19 protein-coding genes are annotated in these 26017 nt (G+C 67.1%); 9 read left to right on the forward strand and 10 right to left on the reverse strand.

Annotated elements, in window-relative coordinates:
- The first annotated feature begins 132 nt into the window (after positions 1 to 132).
- Complete coding sequence (locus tag AUL30_RS05000; protein ID WP_157069902.1) at positions 133 to 1416, forward strand: multidrug effflux MFS transporter; 1284 nt, start codon at positions 133 to 135, stop codon at positions 1414 to 1416.
- Here AUL30_RS05000 and yjfF read toward each other — a convergent pair.
- From yjfF to AUL30_RS05035, 7 genes are all read right to left on the reverse strand, one after another.
- A complete protein-coding gene (gene yjfF / locus AUL30_RS05005) occupies positions 1373 to 2344 on the reverse strand; it encodes a galactofuranose ABC transporter, permease protein YjfF (RefSeq protein ID WP_062226746.1) in 972 nt (323 codons plus the stop codon). The genes AUL30_RS05000 and yjfF overlap by 44 nt on opposite strands.
- Entirely contained in the window at positions 2341 to 3351 is a 1011-nt protein-coding gene (locus tag AUL30_RS05010; RefSeq protein WP_062226747.1) for an ABC transporter permease, read from the reverse strand. Before AUL30_RS05010 ends, yjfF begins: the two co-directional genes overlap by 4 nt.
- Positions 3348 to 4874 (reverse strand): sugar ABC transporter ATP-binding protein, encoded by a 1527-nt coding sequence (locus AUL30_RS05015; protein ID WP_062226748.1) that lies wholly within the window; start codon positions 4872 to 4874, stop codon positions 3348 to 3350. The genes AUL30_RS05010 and AUL30_RS05015 overlap by 4 nt, the downstream gene beginning before the upstream one ends.
- A gap of 105 nt (positions 4875 to 4979) precedes the next feature.
- The gene (gene ytfQ, locus AUL30_RS05020) at positions 4980 to 5942 is read right to left on the reverse strand and encodes a galactofuranose ABC transporter, galactofuranose-binding protein YtfQ (RefSeq protein ID WP_062226749.1); all 963 of its coding nucleotides are present in this window, start codon (positions 5940 to 5942) and stop codon (positions 4980 to 4982) included.
- Between the two features lie 88 nt (positions 5943 to 6030).
- Positions 6031 to 6312, reverse strand: a complete 282-nt coding sequence (locus AUL30_RS05025) for a hypothetical protein (protein WP_157069903.1) — start codon at positions 6310 to 6312, stop codon at positions 6031 to 6033.
- A gap of 108 nt (positions 6313 to 6420) precedes the next feature.
- A complete protein-coding gene (locus AUL30_RS05030) occupies positions 6421 to 7758 on the reverse strand; it encodes a sigma-54-dependent transcriptional regulator (RefSeq protein WP_062226751.1) in 1338 nt (445 codons plus the stop codon).
- The gene (locus AUL30_RS05035) at positions 7755 to 9584 is read right to left on the reverse strand and encodes a sensor histidine kinase (protein WP_062226752.1); all 1830 of its coding nucleotides are present in this window, start codon (positions 9582 to 9584) and stop codon (positions 7755 to 7757) included. The genes AUL30_RS05030 and AUL30_RS05035 overlap by 4 nt, the downstream gene beginning before the upstream one ends.
- A 247-nt stretch (positions 9585 to 9831) precedes the next feature.
- Here AUL30_RS05035 and AUL30_RS05040 point away from each other — a divergent pair, with 247 nt between their 5' ends.
- From AUL30_RS05040 to AUL30_RS05065, 6 genes are all read left to right on the forward strand, one after another.
- Positions 9832 to 11178 (forward strand): dicarboxylate/amino acid:cation symporter, encoded by a 1347-nt coding sequence (locus AUL30_RS05040; protein ID WP_062226848.1) that lies wholly within the window; start codon positions 9832 to 9834, stop codon positions 11176 to 11178.
- 134 nt (positions 11179 to 11312) lie between these two features.
- A complete protein-coding gene (locus tag AUL30_RS05045; protein ID WP_062226849.1) occupies positions 11313 to 12605 on the forward strand; it encodes an NAD(P)/FAD-dependent oxidoreductase in 1293 nt (430 codons plus the stop codon).
- 38 nt (positions 12606 to 12643) lie between these two features.
- Complete coding sequence (amaB, locus tag AUL30_RS05050) at positions 12644 to 14173, forward strand: L-piperidine-6-carboxylate dehydrogenase (RefSeq protein ID WP_083507686.1); 1530 nt, start codon at positions 12644 to 12646, stop codon at positions 14171 to 14173.
- Positions 14174 to 14282: 109 nt separating this feature from the next.
- Positions 14283 to 15362 (forward strand): efflux RND transporter periplasmic adaptor subunit, encoded by a 1080-nt coding sequence (locus tag AUL30_RS05055; protein WP_062226753.1) that lies wholly within the window; start codon positions 14283 to 14285, stop codon positions 15360 to 15362.
- On the forward strand, positions 15359 to 16426 hold the full coding sequence (locus tag AUL30_RS05060; RefSeq protein WP_062226754.1) for an efflux RND transporter periplasmic adaptor subunit: 1068 nt from the start codon (positions 15359 to 15361) through the stop codon (positions 16424 to 16426). Before AUL30_RS05055 ends, AUL30_RS05060 begins: the two co-directional genes overlap by 4 nt.
- Positions 16423 to 19503: an efflux RND transporter permease subunit gene (locus AUL30_RS05065; protein ID WP_280137386.1), complete on the forward strand. Its 3081-nt coding sequence runs from the start codon at positions 16423 to 16425 to the stop codon at positions 19501 to 19503. Before AUL30_RS05060 ends, AUL30_RS05065 begins: the two co-directional genes overlap by 4 nt.
- 43 nt (positions 19504 to 19546) lie before the next feature.
- On the opposite strand, the gene AUL30_RS05070 is transcribed toward AUL30_RS05065, so the two are convergent.
- Entirely contained in the window at positions 19547 to 21550 is a 2004-nt protein-coding gene (locus tag AUL30_RS05070; RefSeq protein ID WP_407638262.1) for a PhoX family protein, read from the reverse strand.
- An 81-nt stretch (positions 21551 to 21631) separates the two neighbouring features.
- A complete protein-coding gene (locus tag AUL30_RS05075; RefSeq protein WP_062226755.1) occupies positions 21632 to 23278 on the reverse strand; it encodes a dihydroxyacetone kinase subunit DhaK in 1647 nt (548 codons plus the stop codon).
- Positions 23279 to 23511: 233 nt separating this feature from the next.
- Here AUL30_RS05075 and AUL30_RS05080 point away from each other — a divergent pair, with 233 nt between their 5' ends.
- Positions 23512 to 24096: a YqaA family protein gene (locus AUL30_RS05080; protein ID WP_244490715.1), complete on the forward strand. Its 585-nt coding sequence runs from the start codon at positions 23512 to 23514 to the stop codon at positions 24094 to 24096.
- A 78-nt stretch (positions 24097 to 24174) separates the two neighbouring features.
- Entirely contained in the window at positions 24175 to 25569 is a 1395-nt protein-coding gene (locus AUL30_RS05085; RefSeq protein WP_062226756.1) for a M20/M25/M40 family metallo-hydrolase, read from the forward strand.
- Here the strand turns inward: AUL30_RS05085 and AUL30_RS19665 are convergent.
- Positions 25504 to 25848 carry a hypothetical protein gene (locus AUL30_RS19665; protein ID WP_157069907.1) on the reverse strand — a complete coding sequence of 115 codons (345 nt, stop codon included), beginning with the start codon at positions 25846 to 25848 and terminating at the stop codon, positions 25504 to 25506. The genes AUL30_RS05085 and AUL30_RS19665 overlap by 66 nt on opposite strands.
- Positions 25849 to 26017 lie beyond the last annotated feature (169 nt).

Consider the following 26017-nt stretch of genomic DNA (forward strand, 5'->3'; position numbering starts at 1 on the left):
GGTCGGGTTGCAACAGGGGAAGACTGGTCATTCGCCTGACTTACGATTACAGAGGGGCCATCGCCTTGCCCCCGCGCGCGATCTTCCGCGCGCCGTCGGCCAGTTCGAAGGCGAGCGCAAAAGGTATCGACCATGAGCAGTCACCAGGAAACGGCAGATCGTCTGCCGTCCGCCACGCCGCATTCCGGAATGGGTTTTCGCGAGTTCGTCGCCATCGTCGCCTGCCTGATGGCGGTCAACGCGCTGGCGATCGACGCCATGCTTCCGGCGCTGCCGCAGATCTCGGAGGCCCTGTCGATCGCGCAGGAGAACCAGCGGCAGTTCATCATCACCGCTTACCTTTTGGGCTTCGGCGTCGCCCAGATCTTCTATGGGCCGATCTCGGACCGGTACGGGCGGCGGCGCGTGCTCCTGTTCGGGCTCGGCGTCTACGCCCTTGCCGGAACGGCGGCGGCGGCGGCGTCGAATCTCGACCAGATGCTGGCGGCCCGCGTGCTGCAGGGCGTCGGTTCGGCCGCCACGCGGGTCCTGGCCGTCTCCATCGTGCGGGACTGCTATTCCGGCCGGCACATGGCGCGGGTCATGTCGATCGCCTTCATCATGTTCATCGCCGTGCCGGTGATCGCGCCGAGCTTCGGCCAGGCCATCGTGCTGGTGGCGCCCTGGGAGTGGATTTTCCTGGCGCTCGGCCTGTTCGGCTTTCTCCTGGCCGGGTGGATCTGGTTGCGCCTGCCCGAAACCCTGCCGCCGGAAAGCCGAACGCCCATCGTCCTGTCGTCGGTCGTGGCCGCCTTTCGCATCGTGGCGACCAACCGTGCCTGCCTCGGCTACACGCTGGCGGCTGCGGCGGTGCTGGGGTGCCTGTTCGGCTTCATCAACTCGGCGCAGCAGCTTTTCGTCGAGGTGTTCGACACGGGCCAGTCCTTCCCGCTCTACTTCGCGGCCATCGCGCTGTTCATGGCCCTGTCGTCCTTCGTCAATTCGCGGATCGTCGAGCGGCTCGGCATGCGGCTCGTCTCGCACACGGCCATCATCGCCTTTACCGCGATCGCCTGCCTGCATGCGGCCGTGGCCCTGAGCGGCCACGAATCCCTCCTGTCCTTCATGGTGCTGCAGTCCATGATGATGTTCTGCTTCGGGCTGATCATGTCGAATTTCAGCGCCATGGCCATGGATCCGGTCGGCGCCGTGGCCGGAACGGCCGCGTCCTTCCAGGGCTTCGTGACCACGGTGGGCGGCGCGCTCTTAGGCTTCTACATCGGCCAGCATTACGACGGGACGGCCACCCCCGTCGTGCTCGGCTATGCGGTGCTCGGTGCGCTCGCCATCCTCATCGTCTTCGTGACGGAGGGCGGGCGCCTGTTCCATGCCGTCAATGCGCCGACTGGAGCGCGCGCTCACTCCGCCACAGAATAAGCCGCTGCAGGGCGATGAAGGCGAAGAGCAGGAAGCCGATGGCGATCTTGGTCCACCAGGAGGACAAGGTGCCGTCGAAGACGATGTAGGTTTGGATCAGGCCCTGGATCATCAGCCCCACGAAGGTGCCGGCGACCAGGCCCGACCCGCCCGTCAGAAGCGTGCCGCCGATGACCACGGCGGCGATGGCATCCAGCTCCACGCCCACCGTCGCCAGCGAATAGCCGGCGGAGGTGTAGAGCGTGTAGACGATGCCCGACAGCCCCGCCAGGAAGCCCGACAGGGCATAGATGGCGATGGTCATCCGCGCGACGGGCACGCCCATGAGCTGGGCCGATTGCGGATTGCCCCCGAGCGCATAGACATTGGCGCCGAAGCGCGTGCGATGCGCCAGCACGATCCCGACCGCGAAGACCGCGAGCATCAGGAGCGCGATGGCCGTCAGCCGCCCGCCGCCCGGCAGGCGGATGTAGAAGTTGGAGACGGCCGACAGGAGGGGATCGGCCAGCGGCACCGAATCGGTCGAGATCAGGAAGGCCGTGCCGCGCGCCAGGAACATGCCGGCCAGCGTCACCACGAAGGGCGGCATGGACAGGTAGTGGATCGTCGCACCCATCAGGGCGCCGAAGCCGGCGGTGATGACCAGGAGCAGCACGACGGCGAGGATGGGATCAAGGCCGGCCGATACGGTCACGGCCAGAAAGACGCTGGTGAAGGCGATGACCGAGCCGATCGACAGGTCGATCCCGCCGGACAGGATCACGAAGGTCATGCCGACGGCGGCGATGCCGAGGAAGGCGTTGTCCGTCAGGAGGTTGGCCACCACCCGCGTCGACAGGATGTTGGGAAACTGCAGCATGGCCAGGCCGTAGGCGACTAAAAAGACGACGACCGTCGCCACGAAGGGGAGGTTGCGGCGGGCGATCATCGTGTCGCGGCCCTTTCCTGCGGCTTGACGGTGCGGCGCTGCGAAACCCAGCCGGCCAGCGTGCCGAGGGCGGGCGACTGCAGCGCCAGGATGACGATGATGATGCCGGCCTTGATCACGAGGTTGAACTCCGGCGGAAAGCCCGACATCAGGATGCCGGTATTGATCGACTGGATGATCATCGCCCCGATGAGCGAAGCGATCATCGAGAAGCGGCCACCCAGAAGCGAGTTGCCGCCGATCACCACGGCCAGGATGGCGTCGAGCTCCAGCCACAGGCCGGCATTGTTCGCATCCGCCCCGCGAATATCGGCCGTGACGATCAGGCCGGCGATGGCCGCAGTCAGCCCGGATACGGCATAGACGGCGATCAGAAGGAAGGTGGTCCGCACGCCTGCCAGCGCGCTGGCCGCGCGGTTGATGCCGATGGCTTCGAGCATCAGGCCGAGTGCGGTGCGCCGGACCGTCAGCCCGACCGCCAGCGCCACGGCCGCCAGGATGAGGACCGGCATCGGCACGCCGAAGACGGCGCCGGAGCCCAGGAAGGAAAGGCCGGGATCGTTGAAGGTCAGGATGGCGCCTTCGGTGATGAGCTGCGCGATGCCGCGCCCCGCCACCATGAGGATGAGCGTCGCCACGATGGGCTGGATGCGCAGAAGGGCGACGAGCACCCCGTTCCAGATGCCGCACAGGATGCCGATGGCCAGCGCCGCCAGGATGGTGACGGGCAGGGGCGTGCCCGACAGGGTCAGCGAGGCCGCCGTGGCGCCGCTGATCGCCATGACGGCGCCGACCGACAGGTCGATGCCGCGGCTGGCGATGACGAGCGTCATGCCGACGGCCAGAAGCCCGACCGGCGCCCCCCGCACGAGAATGTCGATCAGGCTGCCGTAGAAGCGCCCGTTCTGGAAGGTGATGTCGAGGAAGCCGGGCGACAGCGTGGCATTGACGCCGAGGATGATGAGGAGCGCGGCGATCTGCGGCGCAAGGCGGGCAAGGCGTGTCATGCGGCGTCGGCTCCCCTGTGGCCGTGGGCGGCGATCGCTTCCATGATGCCGCCGGGCGTGACCTGCGGCCCGGTCAGTTCGGCCACGTGATGGCGGTCCGCCAGCACGACGACCCGCCCGGCATAGACGACCAGTTCCTCCAGCTCGGACGAAATGACCACGAGCGAAAGCCCGTCCTTGCGCAGCGCGTCGATCAGGCGGATGATTTCGGCATGGGCGCCGACATCGATGCCGCGCGTCGGCTCGTCCAGGATCAGAAGGCGCGGTTCGGTCGCCAGCCAGCGCGCCAGCACGGCCTTCTGCTGGTTGCCCCCGGACAGGAACTTGATCGGCCGCTCCGGATCGGCCGGGCGGATATCGAGCGCCTTGATGAACCGGTCGGCGATGCGCGCCTGCTCCCGCCGGGACAGGGGGCGCGCCCAGCCGCGCCGCGCCTGCAAGGCCAGGATGATGTTCTCGCGCACCGACAGATCCTCGACGATGCCCTCGGTCTTGCGCTCTTCCGGGCAGAAGCCGATCCGCGCCGCGATGGCGCTTTCCGGCCCGGTGATCTGCACCTCCTGTCCGTCGATGAAGGCGCGTCCGCTATCCTTGCGGTCGGCGCCGAAGAGCAGCCGCGCCGTCTCCGTGCGCCCGGAGCCGAGGAGGCCCGCAATGCCGACGACCTCGCCTGCGGCGAGGGAAAGATCGAAGGGTTCGATCCGACCGCGCCGGCCGTAATTTTCGAAGCGGAAGGCGGGCTTGCGATCGGCGCCGGCCTCCACGGGCTCGCGATGGATGACCTCTTCCTTGAGCGCCCGCCCGAGCATCAGGGAAATGAGCTCCATCCGGTCGAGGCCCGCAATGGGCCGGCTGCCGGCCAGGGCGCCGTTGCGCAGGACCGTGACGTGGTCGCAAATGGCGAAGACCTGGTCCAGGAAGTGGGTGATGATGACGATGCCGACCCCGGCATCGCGCAGCTTGCGGATGACGGTGAAGATCATCTCCACCTCGCCCGCGTCGAGGCTGGCCGTCGGCTCGTCGAGGATCAGCACCTTGCCGGACAGGTCGATGGCCCGGGCAATGGCGATGATCTGGCGAATGGCCACGGAAAACGTCTGGAGCGGCTGCGTGACATCGATGTCCAGCCCGTAGCCCGTGGTGATCCGCCGGGCATCGGCGTTCATGCGCCGATGGTCCACGAGTCCGAAGCGCCTGGGCTGGCGGCCGAGAAAGAGGTTCTCGGCGACCGTGAGATTGGGCAGGAGGTTCACCTCCTGATAGACGGTGCCGATGCCCAGCTTCTGGGCATCATGCGTGTTGCGCGGATCGGCGCTGCGGCCCTCGACGCGGATGTCGCCGGCATCGCGGCGGTAGGCGCCGGTCAGGATCTTGACGAGTGTGGACTTGCCGGCGCCGTTCTCGCCCAGAAGGGCGTGGACCTCGCCGCGCCGCAGGGTGAAGTCGACATTGTCGAGGGCACGGATGCCGAAGAATGACTTGGCAATGCCGCGCGCCTCGAGGAGCGCTGGTTCAGATGTCATGGCAAGGGTCCGCCGGCATGGGAAAGGCGGCCGGCGGCGCAGGCGCGCCGCAGGCCACCGCTTCGGTCAGGAAGACGGCCGGCCGTCAGGCCGGCCGCGCGGCGATCAGTAGCCGAGATCCTTCTTGGCCTCGTAGACGGCCTTCGGATCGTCCTTGTCCGTATAGAGCTTGGATTCCGTCTGGATCCACTTCTTGGGCTCGGTGCCATTGTCCAGATAGGCGGAGATGGCCTCGAAGGCAGGGCCGGCCATGTTCGGCGTCAGCTCGACCGTGGCGTTCGCCTCTCCGTTGGACATGGCCATGAAGATATCCGGCACCGCGTCGATCGACACGACGCGGATGTCGGTTCCCGGCTTCAGGCCGGCTTCCTTGATGGCCTGGATGGCGCCGACGGCCATGTCGTCGTTGTGGGCATAGACCGCGCAGATATCCTTGCCGCCGCCCTCGGCCTTGATGAAGCTTTCCATCACTTCCTTGCCCTTGGCGCGGGTGAAGTCGCCGGTCTGGCTGCGGACGATGGAGATATTGTCGTGGCCGGCGATCGCTTCCTCGAAGCCCTTCTTGCGGTTGATGGCCGGCGAGGACCCCGTCGTGCCCTGAAGCTCGACGACCTTGCAGGAGGCATCGCCCACATCCTTCACCAGCCAGTCGCCGGCGACCTTGCCCTCATAGACCTGGTCCGACGTCACGGCCGTCAGGTACAGATCGTCCGGCGCGTCGATCTGACGGTCCAGCAGAACGACCGGGATTTCGGCTTCCTTGGCCTCTTCCAGGACGGCGTCCCAGCCCGTGGCGACGACCGGCGCGATGAGAATGGCGTCCACCCCCTGGGCGATGAAGCCCCGGACCGCCTTGATCTGGTTTTCCTGCTTCTGCTGCGCATCGGCGAATTTCAGGTCGATTCCGCGCTTTTCAGCCTCCTGCCGGGTCACGGTCGTTTCAGCCGCGCGCCAGCCGGATTCCGAACCGATCTGCGAAAAGCCCACCGTCAATGCCGAAGCAGACGCCGTGCCGGCCAGAAGCGCCGCAAGCGATGCCGCGCCGGCCAGGAACCTCAGTTTCGTCATCCTATTGTCTCCTCCCAAGCGGCCACGTAGCCGGGCCGTCCTGCTTTAGAGTGCATATAGTATGACTTTTGGCAAGCGTGCGATCGCGTCAGTTCAGGATCGTCGAATTGGAAACGTAGCCAACGGACTGGTCGGCCAGTCGCCGCGCGATCTCCTGTCCGGCGATGAAGAGGGCGGCATCGAGGGCCGGGAGGACGGCGTCCAGACGATCATCGACGGCCATTTCGCGGGAACGCAGCAGCATGGTAACAAGCTCATCCATGCCGGATTGGTCAAAGCACATGGGAATGATCCTAAAAAACAAACGCGCTAATAAAACCTGAGGAAGATGTTGCTTCCGGAAATAGGGGCAGGGATCGACGTTGTTCAAGGAGGAGCCACAACCTATGATATATAGCATTTTCACGTTGAAGTTATAATTTAACGTTTGGTTGGGTTTAGGCCGCGCCGAAATGTCGCAAGAGGAGGCTTCGGCCGATTATGCCGGATCGAAGTCCCGCCGGTTGATGCCGTGTCTTTGCAGCTTGTCGTAGAAGGTCTTGCGCGGAATCTGCAGGCGCTCGATCGTCCTGCGGACGTCGCCGCCGCTGGCCCTCAGAGCCTGACGGATGGCGTCCCGCTCGAAGGCATCGACCTGTTCGGGCAGGCTCGGCAGGCTCGTCGCCAAACCTTGCGGGCCAGCCACGCCCAGAACGCAGCGTTCCGCAAAATGGACCAGCTCGCGCACATTGCCGGGCCAGTCATGCTGCGTCATGTAGGCGTATGTCGCCGCGTCCATCGTTGGCACATCCCGCCCGTAGCGCGCCGCCGCCGATGCCAGGAAGTGCGAGAAGAGAAGCGGAATATCGGCCCGTCGCTCGCGCAGGCTCGGGAGGCGGAGCGTCACCACGTTGAGCCGGTAGTACAGATCTTCCCGGAAGCTGCCGCGCGACAGCGGATCGCCAAGGTCGACCTTGGCGGCGGCCACCACGCGCAGATCGACGGCACGGCTCTCATTGGTTCCGAGCGGGTCGATCCGGCGCGTTTCGAGGACGCGCAGGAACTTGACCTGCAAGGCCGGCGCCATGGATTCGATCTCGTCCAGGAACAGGGTGCCGCCGCTCGAATGCTCGATACGCCCAACCCGCTTCTTCTGGGCGCCGGTAAAGGCGCCGGGCTCATGGCCGAACAATTCGCTTTCGATGACGCTTTCGGGGAGCGCACCGCAGTTGAGGGCGACGAAGGGCCGGGCGGCACGGTGGCTCCAGCGATGCAGGAGCCCCGCCACCACATCCTTGCCGGATCCGGTCTCTCCTTCGATCAGAACGTCGACATCGGTTCGGGCGATCTGCTGCAGGGTCCGTCGCAGATCCTGCATGATGGGTGTCTGGCCGATCAGCGGCAGATCGTCCTGTGCCGACTCGGCCAGGTGACGCAGGCGACGGTTTTCCAGGACCAGCCCGCGCTTCTCCGCTGCGCGGGCGATGCTCGCCAGGATGCGCTCGCGCGCGAAAGGCTTGGGAATGAAGTCGTAGGCGCCGTCCTGCAAGGCCGAGACGGCCATCTCCACATCGCCATGGCCGGTGATCAGGATCACCGGCAGGTCGGCGTCGCGCGCCCGGAGCGTGGCATGCAGCTTGAGGCCGTCCATGCCGGGCATGCGGATATCGGTCACGACCACGCCGTCGAATTGCGGCCCCGCCACATCGAGGGCCGCACGCGCGTCCGCCACCGGGATGGGCTCGTAGCCGGCCAGTTCCAGCATCTGCGCATTGGCGTTGCGCAGGGCGTCGTCATCCTCCACGAAGAGGACGCGCCGGGTGGCGACCGGGCTCATGGCCGGGGCTCCGGAAGGTCGATCGCCAGCCTTGCGCCGCCCTCTGGTCGGTTGCCTGCGGTCAGTTCGCCGCCAAGGTCCCGGATGATGTCCGCGCTGATGACGAGCCCGAGACCGAGCCCGGTTTCCCGCGTGGTGGAAAAGGGGTGGAACAGCCGTTCCAGTATCGCCGCCGTAAAACCGGGGCCGTTATCCTCGACGGTCACGATCACCCGTCCTGCGCGGTTCTCGACGTGGATGCGGATCCGGCTCTCCGCCTGGCCCGCCGTGGCGTCCAGCGCATTGCGCAGGAGATTGACGAAGACCTGTTCCAGCCGTGTCTTGTCGGCCAGGACGGTGACCGGTCCGGGGCCACGCTCCTGCACGAGGGTCACCTTATCCTCCTTCATCCGGCTGCGCAGCATCATCACCGCCCCGTCGAGCGGCTCGGCAATGTCCATGACGCGCAACGGCCCCTGTTGCCGCCGGGCAAAGCCCCTGAGCGTCCCGGTGATGGTTCCGATCCGGTCGGTCAGGCCGATCACCTCCTGCAGATTGCCGCGGGCGCGGTCCGGATCGCGCCGGGTCAGCCATTCCAGGGCGTTCTCGCAATAGGTGCGTATGGCCGACAGCGGCTGGTTGATCTCATGCGCGACACCGGCCGTGATCTGGCCGAGCGATGCCAGCCGGTTCGCCTGGGCCAGGTCGTCGCGCAGCCGCAGGACGCGCGTTTGCGCGCGTTCGCGCTCGCCGATCTCGGCCTCGAGGCGCTGGTTGGCCGTCGACAGGGCCGCCGTTCGCTCGGCGACGCGCCGTTCCAGCTCGGCCGCCGTCTGCGCCAGTTCCGCCTGCCGTTCGCGCGCCCAGCGCCGGCGCCGCCGCGCGACGATGCCGAACCCGCCGATCAGGACGGCCAGGAGCAGCGTGACGAGGCGCCAGTACCAGGCCGCCTGCGCCAGCCGGCCTTGCGCGGGGACCAGAAGATGCAGCCGCCAGTCCGCCGGTCCGGCATCGACGGGCAGAAAAGCCTCGGCATAGAGCGCGCCGCGGCCGGCGGCATCCTCCGAGCGGAGCTGCACGAGCCCGTCGGATCGGGCCTCGAGACTCAAGGGGTGCAAGCCGGCCCGCGGCGACTGGATGCTGTCGCGGATCCGCTCGGCTTCTGCCTCGGATAGCGGGGCCAGGGCCCGGAAGCGCCATTCCGGCACGCTGGTTGCAAGCACTACGCCGCGCCCGTCCTCGACATAGGTTGGCCGCCCGCTGCGCGCCCAGGCGCTTTCGACCCCGGTCAGCTCGACCTTGGCCACGATGACGCCCATGACCGTGCCGTCGGCGGAGCGCACGCTGCGCGACAGATAGAGGCCGGGCCGCTGGCTGACCGTGCCCAGCGCATATTGTTCGGCGATGCCCTCGGTAAGCGCACGCAGGAAGTAGGGGCGGAACGCATAGTTGCTGCCGACAAAGCTTTGATCATCGCGGTAATTGCTGGCGGCAAGCGTCTTGCCCGCTGAGTCGATGACATAGATCACGCTGGCCCGGGTCTCTGCGGCAAGCTGCTCGAGCCGCCGGTTCGCCCTTTCGAGCGCCTCCGCCTCCGGCTGGAGAAGGAGGGCCTGGATCGCCGTGTCCTGCGACAGGATCAACGGCACGCTGCGCTGCTTTTCGATCTCCGACGACAGGACGGCGAGGGCAAGAGGCGCCGCCTGCCGGGCTTCTTCGTCCAGGCGGGCGATGGCGGCATGCCGCGCCGCCTCTCCGGCGCCGTAAACGAGCGTGGCGACCAGCGCGATCAGAAGCGCGGCGTTGCGGTAGCGCCGCCAGGCACGCGGCTGAGCGAATGTCACCATATGTGCGGATTATCGCACAATTGACTGGAAAGGCGAGCGGATTTTCGCACGGCCGGATCATCAGGGTCCGACCGGACCAGCTCAACCGCCCTGCATTTGCGGCATGGGAGCCCTGCGCCGACGGAATGGCACGCGGCTTGCCATACACCGAAGCGAACCCTTTGCACCCTGCGCAAAGGGACGGGACGGCGCGGACCACACTGGCCCATGCCCAGGCACAGGGAGGATCATGATCATGGCCATTTCCATGGCGACACAACCCGCCGCGACGGAGCCGGTCCGCAAGCCGATTTACGCGCAGCTCTACGTACAGGTGCTTGTGGCGATCGCGCTCGGCATCACGCTCGGACATTTCTACCCGACCTTCGGGGAAAGCCTGAAGCCTCTGGGCGACGCCTTCATCAAGCTGGTTAAGATGATCATCGCCCCGGTCATCTTCCTGACCATCGTCACGGGCATTGCCGGGATGAGCGATCTGAAGAAGGTCGGCCGCGTCGCGGGCAAGGCGATGATCTACTTTCTGACCTTCTCGACCCTGGCGCTGATCGTCGGGCTGATCGTCGCCAATGTCGTGCGGCCGGGCGCCGGGCTGAACATCGATCCGGCCTCGCTCGACCCGGCGGCCGTCGCCAATTATGCGACCAAGGCGCATGAGCAGAGCCTTGTCGGCTTCCTGTCCAACATCATTCCGACGACGGTCGTCTCCGCCTTCGCGGACGGGGATATTCTCCAGGTCCTCTTCTTTTCGGTCCTGTTCGGCATTGCGCTCGGCATGGTCGGCGAAAAGGGCAAGCCGGTGCTGGACCTCCTCCAGGCCGTGTCTGTGCCGATGTTCCGCCTGGTGGCGATCCTCATGAAGGCCGCGCCCATCGGCGCCTTCGGCGCCATGGCCTTCACGATCGGCAAATACGGGATCAGCTCGGTGGCCAACCTCGCCATGCTGGTCGGCACCTTCTACCTGACGTCGATCCTCTTCGTGGTGATCGTCCTGGGCGCGGTCTGCCGCTACAACGGCTTCTCCATCTTCGCCCTCCTGCGCTACATCAAGGAAGAACTGCTGCTGGTGCTCGGCACCTCGTCCTCCGAGGCGGCGCTGCCGACCCTCATGGAAAAGATGGAAAATGCCGGCGCACGCAAATCCGTCGTCGGGCTGGTCGTGCCGACAGGCTATTCCTTCAACCTCGACGGCACCAACATCTACATGACGCTGGCGGCGCTCTTCATCGCCCAGGCCACCAATATCGACCTGTCGCTGACCGACCAGATCCTCCTCCTCCTGGTGGCCATGCTGTCGTCCAAGGGCGCGGCTGGCATCACCGGCGCGGGCTTCATCACCCTGGCGGCCACCCTGTCCGTGGTGCCTTCGGTGCCGGTGGCCGGCATGGCGCTGATCCTCGGCATCGACCGCTTCATGTCGGAATGCCGGGCGCTCACCAACCTCGTCGGCAATGCGGTGGCAACGCTCGTCGTGGCGCGCTGGGAGGGCGAGCTCGATACAGACCGGCTCCATGCCGTACTCGGCGGCCACGAGCGCGGGGATGCGCGCCCGGCGATCCTGCCCGGCCAGGATGCACCCGCCGTCCCGGCGGAGTAACAGAAAGCGTCATAGATCCGGGCGCCCATTCCGCAGCGGAATGGCGCCCGGATCAATCATCGCTATCCTGGTGCTTGCGCGCAAGGCGACAAGCCGTGATCCTCGAGGTCAAGGATGCGGCGGACGACGGCGGAATGGAACGGGACCCCACAACTCATGGCCTGTGGGCGCAAACCGCGCCCAAACCCGTCGAATGCCCCGCGCTGGACGGCGCGAAAACGGCCGATATCGCCATTGTGGGGGGCGGCTATACGGGCCTGTCCGCTGCCCTGGAACTGGCCGAACGCGGCCTTTCGGTCCGGCTTCTGGAGGCGGTCTCCATCGGTTATGGCGGGTCGGGGCGCAATGTCGGACTGGTGAATGCCGGCCTGTGGGTGCGGCCCTCCGCGCTTCTGGATCTCCTCGGGCCGCTCTACGGCCCACGGCTTCTCCACGTCCTCGGCAACGGCCCCTCCGAGGTTTTCGCACGTGTCGAGCGCCATGGCATGGCATGCGAGGCCGTGCGCAACGGCGCGCTCCATTGCGGCGTGGGCGAGGACGGGGCGCGCGAACTGTCCGAACGGGCCACCGAGTGGCAGGCGCATGGCGCGCCGGTGGAGCTTCTGGATGCCAGCGCCACGCAGGGGGCCGTCGGCAGCACGGCCTACCGCGCCGCGCTTCTGGACAGGCGCGCCGGCACCATCCAGCCCCTGGCCTATGCCCGCGGGCTCGCTCGCGCGGCTCAGGAGGCCGGCGCATGGCTGCATGCCGACAGCCCCGTGCGGTCCGTCACCCGCTCCGGCGCCGCCTGGACGCTGTCGACGCCCGGCGGCTCCGTCACGGCCGCCAGGATCCTGGTCGCGACCAATGCCTATACGAAGGGGCTTTGGCCGCAGCTCCGCGAGGAGCTCGTGCATCTTCCCTATTTCAACTTCGCGACCGTGCCGCTGCCCGGCACGGTCCGGGAGACGATCCTGCCCGGCGGGCAGGGCTGCTGGGATACGAAGGATGTCCTGACCTCCTTCCGCTTCGACGCCGCCAACCGGCTGGTCCTGGGGAGCGTCGGCGCCTTGCGCGGTGCCGGACGCCCGATCCATGAGCGCTGGGCGCGCGCCACGCTCCGGCGGCTGTTCCCGACACTCGGCCCGATAATGGGAAAGATCGCCTTCGACAGCGCCTGGTATGGCATGATCGGCATGACCGCCGACGCGGTGCCGCGCTTCCATAGACTGGACGAGGGCGTCGTCTCCGTCAGCGGCTATAATGGCCGGGGAATCGCGCCCGGAACCGTCTTCGGTCGGCTGATGGCCGGGCATCTCGCCGGTGAGATCGCGGAATCGGAGCTGCCATTGCCCGTGACGCCGCCCACGGCACAGAGCTTCCGCGCGCTGCGCGAAGGCTTCTACGAATATGGCGCCCAGATCGCGCACCTGACTTCCAAGATCTGACCCAAAGGAAAAGACCCATGAATGTTCCGGTTTCGATGATGTCCGAACAGAGCCTTGCCGAGGACGTCGCCGGCCTGTTTGCAGTGCTCGGCCACCCGACGCAAAGCCTGACAGAGGGGACGCTGGCCGTCCGCTCGCCCGTTACCGGAACCGTCATCGCCAGGCTGGCGGAAACCAGCGTGGCCGACGCCGCCCATGCCGTGGACCGTGCGCATGCTGCGTTCCTGGAATGGCGCTCCGTGCCGGCCCCGCGCCGCGGCGAACTTGTCAGGCTCCTGGGCGAGGAACTGCGCACGCACAAGGCCGCGCTCGGCCGGCTCGTATCGATCGAGGTCGGCAAGGTGACCTCCGAGGGCCTCGGCGAGGTCCAGGAGATGATCGACATCTGCGACTTCGCGGTCGGCCTGTCGCGGCAGCTCTACGGCCTGACCATCGCCACGGAACGCGCCGAGCACCGGATGATGGAAAGCTGGCACCCGCTCGGCGTGACGGGCATCATCTCGGCCTTCAACTTCCCCGTGGCGGTCTGGTCCTGGAACGCGGCGCTCGCGCTCGTCTGCGGCAATGCGACCGTCTGGAAGCCTTCCGAGAAGACGCCACTGACGGCCCTGGCTACTCAAAGCCTGTTCGAGCGGGCGCTGGCCCGCTTCCGCCAAGGCGGCGGCCAGGCGCCGGACGGGCTCTCAGCCGTTTTGATCGGCGGCCGCGCCATCGGCGAGGTGCTGGTCGATTCGCCCAAGGTTCCCCTCGTCTCGGCCACCGGCTCGACGGCCATGGGCCGCATCGTCGGTCCGCGCGTGGCGCAGCGCTTCGGGCGCTCGCTCCTGGAACTCGGCGGCAACAACGCGGCCATCGTCTGCCCGTCGGCCGATCTCGACCTGACGCTGCGCGGCGTCGCCTTCGCCGCCATGGGAACGGCGGGGCAACGCTGCACGACGCTGCGCCGGCTCTTCGTCCATGACAGCGTCTACGACGCGCTGCTGCCGCGGCTGAAGTCGGCCTATGCCTCGGTCAAGGTCGGCGATCCGATGGCCGATGGCACGCTGGTCGGACCGCTCATCGACGAGGCCGCGCTCCAGCGCATGGACGCCGCGCTCGACGCGTCGCGCAAGCTTGGCGGAACGGTCAGCGGCGGCGAGCGCGTGCCGGTCGGCACGGGCGGCGTCTATGTCCGCCCCGCTCTGGTGGAGATGCCCGAGCAGGCCGGCCCCATGCTGGAGGAAACCTTCGCGCCCATCCTCTATGTTGTGCGCTACCACGATTTCGCGGCCGTGCTCGATCTGCAGAACGGCGTGCCGCAGGGTCTGTCCTCGTCGGTCTTTACGAACGATCTGCGGGAGGCCGAGATCTTCCTGTCGGCATCGGGTTCCGATTGCGGGATCGCCAACGTCAATATCGGCCCCTCGGGAGCCGAGATCGGCGGCGCCTTCGGCGGCGAGAAGGAAACCGGCGGCGGCCGTGAATCGGGGTCCGACGCCTGGAAGGCCTATATGCGCCGCGCGACCAACACGATCAATTACGGCCGCTCGCTGCCCCTGGCGCAGGGTGTGACGTTCGACGTCGGCTGACGCGAACGCATGAGGGTAATGCGGGCATTTGCCCGCATTGACCTTCCCGTCAAAGGATGGCTAGTTCGGGGACCCTATCGCCATCGGCAGGAGCGTCCGGAACGAGCGCATGGCACACCGCATCCTTGTCCTGGCGCTGCCTTTGATGCTTGCCCTTGCCGGCTGCCGGCCGCCGGCCGCGCAGTCCGAGACGCCCGTCACACCGGTGCGTGTCGAGAAAGCCGCCTATACCGATTACGAATCGGCCGCCGCGCTGACCGGAGAGGTTCGGGCCCGGTTCGAAACCTCGCTGGCCTTTCGCGTGGGCGGGCGCGTGACCGAGCGTCTGGTCGATGTGGGCGACAGGATCGCCGCGGGCGATGTCCTGGCGCGGCTGGACCCGCAGGAGCAGCAGGCCGACCTTGCGGCCGCGCAGGCCGGCGTCGCGGCGGCGAACGCGCAGCTCGACCAGGCCCGCTCCGAGTTCGACCGGCAGAACGCGCTGTTCCGCCAGGGCCTGACGACACGCAGCGTCTTCGAGCGCGCGCAGGAGGCCGTGCGCACGGCCCAGGCCTCGCTCGATGCCGCAGAGGCGCAGCAGGGGACGTCGGCCGACGCCCTGTCCTATACCGAACTGCGCGCCACGGCCCCCGGCGTCGTGACCGAACGCAACATCGAGGTCGGGCAGGTGGTCCAGGCCGCCGAGACCGCCTATGGCGTGGCCGAGGACGGCCCGCGCGACGCGGTGTTCCAGGTCTATGAGCGGATGCTCTACGAACGCCCTGAGGCCAAGGCGATCCGCCTGACGCTGGCGACCGATCCCAGCGTGGAGACGACCGGCACCGTGCGGGAAATCTCGCCGGCGGTCGATGCCAATACGGGCACGGTCCGCGTCAAGGTGGCGATGGACAGTGTGCCCGCGCGGATGAACCTCGGATCGGCCATTGTCGGCCATGCGCAGCTTTTTGCCGGCCGCGGCGTCGTCCTGCCCTGGAGCGCACTCGCCTCCGACGCCGGCCATCCGGCCGTCTGGGTGGTCGATCCCGCCAATGGCCAGACGCAGCTCCGGCGCGTATCGATCGCCAGTTACGAAACGGGGCGCATCATCCTGTCGGAGGGGGTGGAGGCCGGGGAAAGCGTCGTGGTGGACGGAACCAAGTTCCTGCGCCCGGACGAGGTGGTGTCCATTCTGGACAAGGCCGGGACATGACCATGCGCCCCGTTGCCGCCATTCTGCTCACGGCGCTCCTGTCCGCCTGCTCGCAAGGGGATGAAGCGCCCGAGCCCGTCGTCCGGCCCGTCCTCGTCATGGATGTGGCGGGCGTGAGTGGGCCATCCTTCGACCTGCCGGGAACGATCGAGCCGCGCATCCAGACGGCCCTCGGCTTCCGGGTTCTGGGCCGGATCACCTCCCGGCCGGTGGAAACCGGCGACACGGTCGCAGCCGGGGCGGTTCTGGCCACCGTCGATCCGACGCAGCTCGACCTTGCCGTGCAGGCCGCCGAAGCCGACCTTCTCAGCGCCCGCGCCCAGCTTGCCGAAGCCTCCGGCGTCGCCTACCGCCAGAGCGAACTCCTGGCGGCGCGGGCCTCCACCCCGGCAAGCTTCGAATCGGCCGACCAGCAGCGGCGCACCGCGCAGGCCCAGGTGACCAGCGCCGAGGCGCGCCTGTCCAAGGCGCGTGAGCAGCGCAACTACGCGGAACTGAAAGCCGATTACGACGGCGTCGTCCTGGCCACCAATGCCGAGGTCGGGCAGGTGGTCAGTCCCGGCCAGGCCGTCCTGACGCTGGCGCGGCCGGACGTGCGCGAAGCCGTGGTGGACGTGCCGGACCAGCTGGCTTCCAGCCTTTCGGTCGGCGATGGCTTTGCCGCGCTTCTGGAACTCGATCACGGCCTGACGGCACGCGGCACCATCCGCGAGATCGCACCCAGCGCGGACCCGGCAACCCGCACGCGGCGCGTGCGCATCGCCCTCACCGATCCGGGGCCCGATTTCCGGCTGGGCTCGACGGTGCGCGTCTTTCCGTCGGCGGAGGGGCCGGCGCGCATCCTGGTGCCGCAGAGCGCGATTGGCGGCAGCAACGGTAGTGCGCATGTCTTCACCGTCGGGACGGATGGCCATGTCGCGCTGCGCCCCGTCACCGTGGCGCCTGCCATTGGCGGCATGGTGGAGGTGACGTCCGGCCTTGCGGATGGCGACAGGATCGCGGTGGCCGGGGTCAACCGGCTTCAGGACGGGCAGCGTGTGCGCGTGGGCGAGGGGGAATTGTGACGCAGGAGCGGTTCAACCTTTCGGAATGGGCGCTGCGGCACCGGTCGATGATCTGGTACTTCATGATCGTCTTCCTTCTGGCCGGCGCTTGGTCCTACGTGAATCTCGGCCGCGAGGAAGATCCGAACTTCACCATCAAGACCATGCTCGTCCAGGCGCAGTGGCCCGGCGCCTCGGCGGAGGAAACCGCGCTGCAGGTGACCGACCGGATCGAGAAGAAACTCGAGGAGCTCGATTCGCTCGACTTCACCCGGTCGGTGACCCGGCCGGGCGTCACCACGGTCTTCGTGAACCTGCGCGATACGACACCGGCGCGCGACGTGCCCCGGATCTGGCTCGAGGTCCGGAACATGATCCAGGACATCCAGCCGACCTTTCCGGAAGGCGTGCAGGGCCCCTTCTTCAATGACCGGTTCGGCGATGTCTATGGCAACATCTACGCCTTCCAGTCCGACGGGCTGACGCGGCGCGAGATGCGCGACATCGTGGAAGATGTGCGCGCCCGCGTTCTGACCGTGGACAATGTCGGCCGCGTCGAGATCCTCGGCGCGCAGGACGAGGTCATCTATCTGGAATTCTCCACGCGGGAGATCGCGGCGCTCGGCATCGACCAGCAGGAGATCATCAACACGCTGCGCGAGCAGAACGCCATCAGCCCCTCCGGCGTCATCCAGGCGGGGCCCGAGCGCGTTTCGGTCCGTGTCAGCGGGCAGTTCGCCTCGCAGGACAGCCTGCGCGCGGTGAACCTGCGCATCAATGACCGGTTCTTCCCGCTGACGGATGTCGCCACCATCACCCGCGGCTACGAGGATCCACCTTCCAGCCTGTTCCGCGCCAATGGCGAGGAAGCCATCGGCCTGGCCATCGGCATGCGGCCGGGCGCCAACCTCCTCGCCTTCGGCGAGGCGCTGGAAGCGGAGATGGAGCGCATCACCGGGCAGCTGCCGGTGGGGGTCGACATCGTCCGGGTGGCCGATCAGCCCGTCGTCGTGGACGAGGCCGTCTCTGACTTCACGAGGGCCTTGTTCGAGGCGGTGGCCATCGTATTGGCGATCAGCTTCATCAGCCTCGGCCTGCGGGCCGGCCTCGTGGTCGCGATCTCCATTCCGCTCACGCTCGCCATCACCTTCCTGGCGATGGCCTATCTCGACATATCGCTGCAGCGCGTCTCGCTCGGCGCGCTCATCATCGCGCTCGGCCTGCTCGTCGACGATGCCATGATCGCGGTCGAGATGATGGTCGCGCGGCTGGAGGTCGGCGACGCCCTCCAGAAGGCGGCGACCTATGTCTATACCTCGACCGCCTTTCCCATGCTCACCGGCACGCTCGTCACCGTGGCCGGCTTCATCCCCATCGGGCTGAACAGCTCCAATGCCGGCGAGTTCACCTTCACGCTCTTCGTGGTCATGGCCGTCGCGCTGCTCGTATCCTGGATCGTGGCGGTGCTCTTCACCCCGCTTCTCGGCGTCACGATCCTACCGCGCAAACTGCCGGACCACAAAGCGCAGAAGGGCCGCTTCGCCCGGGTCTTCCACCACGTCCTGCTTTTTGCCATGCGCGCGCGCTGGGTGACGATCGGCCTGACCTTCCTGGCCTTCGGCGTCTCCCTCTACGGGCTCGGCCATGTGCAGCAGCAGTTCTTTCCCTCGTCGGACCGCCCGGAGCTGATCGTCGACTTCGACCTGCCGCAGAATGCCTCCATCGCCGAGACCGACCGCCAGATCCGCCAGTTCGAGGAACAGATGCTGGCCGGCAATCCGAATGTGGATCACTGGTCGGCCTATGTCGGCCAGGGCGCGCCGCGCTTCATCCTGTCCTTCGACGTGGAAACGCCCGATCCGTCCTTCGGGCAGGTCGTCGTCGTGACCAAGGGCCTGGATGTGCGTGATACGGTGCGCGCCGAGTTGCAGGATTATCTGCGCCGCACCTTCCCCGGCACGGATGCCTTCGTGAAGCTTCTCGACATCGGGCCGCCGGTCGGGCGCCCGGTCCAGTACCGGATCAGCGGGCCGGACATCCAGACCGTGCGGGGCCTGTCCGAAAAGCTCGCCACCGTCATGGCGACCAACCCCAACCTGGACGAGATCGTCTATGACTGGCACGAGCCGGCCCGGGTCGTGCGGGTGAACGTCTCGCAGGACATGGCCCGTCGCCTCGGTGTCTCCTCGGCCGATATCGCCGGCGCGTTGAACAGCGTCGTGGAAGGCTCGGCCATCACCCAGGTCCGGGACGATATCTACCTCGTCAACGTGGTCGCGCGGGCGGATGCCGCCGAGCGCGGTTCCATCGATACGCTGCAGAACCTGCAGCTTCCGGGGTCCAGCGGCCAGTCCGTCCCGCTGGCCGCCATCGCCACCATCGGCTACGAGATGGAGCAGCCGGTCATCTGGCGCCGCTCGCGCGAGCCGACCATCACGCTTCAGGCGGCCGTCCAGGGCACGATCCAGCCCGATACGGTGGTGCGCCAGCTGACCCCTGCCATCGATGCCTTCGCGGCCGAACTGCCGGCCGGCTATGCCGTCGCGACCGGCGGCGCGGTCGAGGAAAGCGGCAAGAGCCAGGCCCCGATCATCGCCGTCGTGCCGCTGATGCTCTTTGTCATGGCAACGGTGCTGATGGTCCAGCTGCAGAGCTTCCAGCGGCTCTTCCTGGTCTTTTCGGTGGCGCCCCTGGCCCTCATCGGCGTGGTGGCCGCGCTTCTGATCGCCAATGCGCCGCTCGGCTTCGTGGCCATACTGGGCGTCCTGGCGTTGGCCGGCATCCTGATCCGCAACTCGGTCATCCTGATCGTGCAGATCGAGCATGCGAAGGAGGAGGGGGACTCGCCCTGGGATGCCGTGGTGGAGGCGACGGAGCATCGCATGCGGCCCATCATGCTCACCGCCGCCGCCGCCAGCCTGGCCCTCATCCCCATCTCGCGCGAGGTGTTCTGGGGCCCCATGGCCTACGCCATGATGGGCGGCATCATCGTCGGAACGGTGCTGACGCTCCTGTTCCTGCCGGCGCTCTACATTACCTGGTTCCGCATCCGCGAAGAGCACGCGACGCCGAAGGAAACGCCGGGCGCCACGGCGTAACGGAGCGGCGGGACGCATACCGCGCCGCTCCGGCATCGTCGCTTCAGCCGATGCGGCCGCCGCCCTGCCGGGTGATGGCCACCACGGCCGGGCGCACCGGCATGGCATCGTCGAAATCCGGCCAACGGGTGGACAGGTCCTCGTAATAGGACGGACGGCCGAAGCCTTCCCAGTCCTCGCCCCCGTCGCCGGGATGCTGGACGGCGACGAACATGGTCTGCATGTCGGGCGCCATCAGGGGGCCGCACATTTCCGCCCCGACGGGCACGCGGAAGAACAGGCGCGACGTTCCGCGCGCGTCCCCTTCTGTATCCACCGCCCAGACGCCATCGGTCCGGCCCGTCGCCTTGGGCGAATTGCCGTCGGTGGAAACCCAGAGACGGCCCTCCGCATCGACCGCGCAATTGTCTGGCATTCCGAACCAGCCATTGGCGCTGGTCTGCGTGGAGAAGGTCGCCCCCACATCGGCAATGGAAGGGTCCCCGCATTTCAGGAGCACTTCCCAGCGCCCCGTCGTCGCGGCGAAGTCCTCGCCTTCCTCGGCGATCTCGATGATATGGCCGAAGGCGTTCCCGGCGCGCGGATTGGCGGCGTCCACCTGGTCGGGCTTGCGCTTGGTGTTGTTGGTCAGCATCACATAGACGCGGCCATTGGTTTCGTTCGGCTCCACATCCTCGGGGCGGTCCATGGGCGTCGCGCCCAGAAGATCGGCCGCGCGGCGCGTTTCGATCAGGACGTCGGCCTGCGAGGAAAAACCGTTCTGCGGGCCGAGCGGGCCTTCTCCGAAGGTCAGCGGCAGCCAGGCCATGGTGCCGTCTTCGTCAAAGCGGGCGACATAGAGCGTGCCCTCGTCGAGGAGATCCATGTTGGCCGCGCGGTCCTGCGGATCGAACCGGCCTTTGGTCACGAACTTGTAGACATAGTCGAAGCGCTCGTCGTCGCCGAGGTAGAAGACGACCTGCCCGCTCGTGGCGACGACCGATTGCGCGCCCTCGTGCTTGAAGCGGCCGAGCGCCGTGCGCTTGCGCGGGACGGAGTTCGGGTCCGACACGTCCACCTCGACCACCCAGCCGAAGCGGTTCGGCTCGTTCGGCTCCTTGGACAGGTCGAAGCGGTCGTGGAACAGGCCCCAGCCATAGGTTCCCTCCGGAATGCCCATGCGCTCGTAATTGGCCGCCTCCGGATGGTCGGCCGGCAGAGTGCCCATGAAGTAGCCGTGGATGTTCTCCTCGGCCATGATGTAGGTGCCCCAGGGCGTCACGCCGCCCGCGCAATTGTTGATCGTGCCCAGCACCGCGCGGCCCGTCGGATCGGCCTTGGTCTTCAGCCGGTCATGGCCGGCAGCCGGGCCGGACAGGGCCATCGGTGTCTGCGCCGTGATGCGGCGGTTTTGGGCACCGTCCAGAACGGGCGTCCACTTCCCGTTCTCCTTGCGGATCTCGATGACCGTGCCGCCATGCGCGGCCATCTCGATGTCCACACGGTTCCGGTCCGGCGGGCTCACGGTGATCTCGCCGTTCGCAACCGTCACCACGCCCGGGAACATCAGATGTTCGTTCGTGTATTCGTGATTGACGACGAGCAGCCCATGCTCGCTCGACCCGTCGATCGGAATGTAGCCCACATAGTCGTTGTTGTAGCCGAACTGGCGGGCCTGGTGTTCGGGCGTCTGGGCCAAGGGATCGAAGTCGGGCGAATCGGCGAAGATCTTGTCGCCCCAGCGCAGCAGGATATCGGCGTCGTAGCCTTCGGCCACATGATGATGGGCATCGATGCCGGCCGTCACCTCGGGAAAGTCGAAGCGCGATCCGCTGTTTTCGGCCCGTGCATCCTGCGCCGTGGCGATGGCCAACGGGCTGACCGTGGCGGCGATCGCCGTCGCGGCGAGCGATCCCTGCAGGAAGCTGCGGCGCGAGAAGCGCGCCGCGATGATGTCGCCCATGGTGCGGTTGCCGGTGGGGTTGCGTCCCTCGCCGTCCGCCTCCTCCAGGCGGCTGGTGCGGAACGCATTCGGCCAGTTGCCCATCGTGTCGCTCATCTTGTCCATGTCGAGACCCTCTTTCTGGAAGAATTCCAGGTCTCTCTAGGAACCGGCGGTAACAGGGGGATGACAGGCCACCCGGGGGCGTCAGCCGCGGCCGGCCACGGCCTCGAACACCCGGGCCACCATCTCGGCACCCGGATCGGGAATGCCGGTCAGGTTGCGCGCACCGAGATAGGAGGACCGTCCCGCGCCGGCATGGCTCATCGCCGCCGTGGCGTCGGCACCCGCCCGCGCCGCGCGCGCCGCATCGGACAGGCTGCCGCCGGCCAGAAGACTGTCGGCCGCCGGCTGCAGGGCGTCGAGCATGGTCCGGTCGCCCGGCCGCGCGCCGCCATTCTGGCGCAGGCGTTCCACGCCGGCGGCAAAGGCCCGCGCCCAGTTTTGCGATTGTGCGAATTCGATGGAGGCCGCCGCCGCCATGGTGGCCATCAGCACGCCGCTCGATCCACCCGCGCTGCGCATCAGAAGATCGGCGATCGCCCGCATCAGCGCCGCGCCGTCCGCAAGAGGCAGTGTATCGAGCTCGGCCGCCACGCTGCGGCCCGCCAGCGCGAAGGTCGAGCCGGCATCGCCATCGCCCACCTTGGCGTCGAGCTCGTCCATCGAGCGTTCATTGTCTTGCAGCGTGCGGGCGATGGTGGACAGGATGCTGCGCAGGACCGGATCGGAGGATGCCGGCGCCGCTTTGCGCACGAGCCCGGCAGGGAGCGGGACGGGCACGACCTCGATCCGCATCGGCGCGGCGGGCGGCCAGGCACGGGGCGCTGCCGGCGCCTCCAGAAGCCGGGTGCGCTGCGGATCGAGCCGCAGGAGGCTGAGCGAAAAACCGTGCATGTCGAGGGCGGTCATCAGCGGCGCGGGTCCGACGAGATGGCTGACATGCGGCGCCAGCGCGCTGCGGGCCACGGCGCGCATGACGATGTTCATTTCCAGGGGGCCGCTCGTTCCCAGATCGTTGACCATCAGCGCGAACCTGTCCTCTGGCCGAGGGCGGACGGCGTCGAGAAGCCGGGCCGCCACCAGGTCGACCAATGCGTCCACCGGTTCGAGGGGGCGGGTCTCCGCCCCCGGCTCGCCATGGATGCCGAGGCCGAGCTCAAGCTGTTGCGGCCCGATGCGGTCGGCAAGGTCGGTGCCGATCGGGTGGCAGCCGGTGAGCGACAGGCCGAGCGAGGCGGTGGCGGATGCCACGGCGCGCGCAGTGGCCGCCACATCCGCCAGCGGCGCGCCGGAAGCAGCATGGGCGCCGGCGAGCTTGTGGACGAAGAGCGTTCCGGCAATGCCGCGCGGCTGCGGATTGTCCGGCAGCGCCACGTCGTCGCCGACGATGACCATCTCGACCTTCAGGCCGGCGCCCCGCGCAAGCTCGGCCGCCAGGCCAAAGTTCAGCCGGTCGCCCGTGTAATTCTTGACGATCAGGAGGCAGCCGGCCGCGCCCGTCACCGCCCGTATGGCCGCCAGAACCGCATCGACGCTGGGAGAGGCGAAGGGCGCGCCACAGATCGCCGCGGTGAGCATGCCTTCGCCGACATAGCCCGCATGGGCCGGCTCGTGGCCCGACCCCCCGCCCGAGACGAGCGCGACCCTGTCGCCGCTCCAGTCGGCCCGCAGGACGACGCGCAGATCCGGAAAGCCGTCCAGCCGCGTCAGCCCCCTGCCATCCGAGCCGGCCAGAAGACCTTCGATGGCATCGGTCACGACCGTGTCGCGCGTGCGGATGAAACGCTTCATGGATCTACTCTCCCGTTGCCCTGTCATAGAATCATTGTGGGGCGGATGGCAAAGCGGCGACCGGTGGCTGCGGGGCGCTGGGTGACGCAAGCCTCATTTGTTCGTGAGATGGCGTCCGGGCCACGGTGATTTGCGGGCCTGCGGCGGGGCAGGCCGTATCCGTGGCCGGCGCGTCCGGATTATAGGGCTATCACGCAACCATCGGTATCGTTGCGTCGCAGAAAGGAGCGTCCTTGGGCTCGGTTGCCTTCGTTCAGAGACTGTCCGCCCTGACCGGCCACCGCCATGCCGAAAAGGTTCTGGCCGGCCTGTGCTTTGCCGAGGCATCGCTCATCCCCGCCTTTCCGGAGGTCATGCTGGCGCCGATGATCATGGCCGACCGGCGCCGCGCCTGGCGCCTCGCGGCGATCTGCACGCTGGCCTCGGTGGCCGGGGGCATGCTCGGCTATGCGATCGGCCTGTTCCTGTTCGAACTGGTCGGCCAGCCGCTCCTGGCCTTCTATGGCCTGACGGGGGATTTCGACACGCTGGCCGCCCGCTTCAACGATGCCGGCTGGCTGATGGTCCTCATCGGAGCCTTGAGCCCGATCCCCTACAAGGTCATCACCATCACCAGCGGTGTCACGAGCCTTGACCTTTGGACCTTTGTCCTGGTGGGGCTGTTCGGTCGGGGGCTGCGCTACCTGATCCCCTGCGCGCTTCTCTACGCCTTCGGCCCTGCCGCGGGCGAGCTGACGCGTCGCCATCCGCGCAAGGTCGCCGTTGCTTCCATCGTCCTCGTCATCGGTGGCTTCGCGATGGCGGGGCTGATCCTGTGATGCATCGGATGCGAGACAATCGCCCGGCGCATGTGGTCTAAGCGGCGGATCGACGACGAGACGAGGAAGGGTGAACCCATGTCGCTGGAACGTGTCCTGGCCTGCCTGGATGCCAATCTGGACCAATCGGTCGAACGGCTGAAGGACCTGATCCGCATTCCCTCCATATCGACCGATCCGGCCTATGCGGATGCCTGCCGCAAGGCCGCGCAATGGCTTGCCGACGATCTGTCGGGGCTTGGATTTTCGGCCTCGCTGCGCGATACGCCGGGTCACCCGATGGTCGTCGCTCATCATGACGGCGCCGGCCCGGACGCGCCGCATGTCCTCTTCTACGGCCATTACGACGTGCAGCCGGTGGATCCGCTCGAACTCTGGACGAGCGATCCCTTCGAAGCCACCGTCGTGACCGGACCGGACGGCAGCCGGCGCATCACCGGCCGCGGCTCGGCCGACGACAAGGGTCAGCTCATGACCTTTGTCGAGGCATGCCGCGCTTTCATTGCAGAGACCGGGACGCTGCCCTGCCGCGTCACCATCTTCCTGGAAGGGGAGGAGGAATCCGGCTCGCCCTCCCTGATCCCGTTCCTCGACGCGCATCGCGACGAACTCGCAGCCGATATCGCCCTCGTCTGCGACACCAATATGTGGGACCGGGACACGCCGGCCATCGCCACCGGGCTGCGCGGACTGGTGGGGGAGGAGGTGATCATCCACGCCGCGTCGATGGATCTGCATTCGGGCTATTATGGCGGAGCGGCCGCCAATCCCATCCATGTCCTGGCCCGTATCCTGGCCGATCTGCACGATGCTGACGGCCGTGTCACGCTGCCGGGCTTCTATGACGGCGTTGCCGAGCTGCCGGACGAGGTTCGTAACCTCTGGAACGCATTGGATTTTTCGGAAGCCGATTTCCTCGGCACGGCCGGCCTGTCGGTTCCCGCCGGAGAAAAGGGACGATCGGTGCTGGAACAGGTCTGGGCGCGGCCGACGGCGGAGGTCAACGGCATCGAGGGCGGCTATACGGGCAAGGGATTCAAGACGGTCATTGCGGCGCAGGCCCGTGCCAAGGTCTCGTTCCGGCTCGTCTTCGACCAGGATCCTGCTGCGGTGCGGGCCAGCTTTCGTGCGTTTGTCACGGAACGTCTGCCGGCCGACTGCCGGGTGGAGTTCCACGAGCATGGTGGCTCGGGCGCGATCCAGCTGCCGTTCGATTCCCCCGTCCTGGCAACGGCGCGCCAGGCGCTGGGCGACGAATGGCCAAAACCGGCCGTCATGATCGGGATGGGCGGATCGATCCCGGTGGTTGGTGAATTCAAGCGAAGGCTCGGCGTATCCTCGCTCCTGATCGGCTTCGGCCTCGGGGACGACCGGATCCACTCGCCGAACGAGAAGTACGAGATGACGTCATTTCACAAGGGTCAGCGCTCGTGGGCGCGGCTTCTCGACCTGATGGGCCGCCAGGGCGCTTGAGGCATCGACCAACCGTGCCTGGGCGCATCGCTGCAAGGCGGTGTGCCCCTCTACTTCGAGGTCGTGACCGAGCGAATAAATCATGCTCTTTCGTTCGCACAACATGCGCTGGTGAAGCGCGGTCACGAGCTCGGGTGGAGCATGCCGTCCGACGAGTTCGTCTATGGTCGTGTCGATCGCCTGATTGACGGCGGCTGCGATGCACAGGCCTTGTCCAATGACGCCGTGGAGCGCTGCATCATCGTAAACTGCCAAGATCCAGTTCTGAATGATCTGCATATCGCAAGAATAGTTGATAATTGCTCTCAGCATAGCGCCACAAGATGTTATTTGGATAGTTACTGTTGTGCTCTTATGACGATTTTAGATTGCAGTGCAAAGTGCGACATAACGACGCAAACAACTTTTAATTGTTTGCCTGCCTTGTTAATTTGTGGAACTAGGAGCG

Source organism: Aureimonas frigidaquae, from assembly GCF_001463905.1.
Classification (GTDB): Bacteria; Pseudomonadota; Alphaproteobacteria; order Rhizobiales; family Rhizobiaceae; genus Aureimonas; species Aureimonas frigidaquae.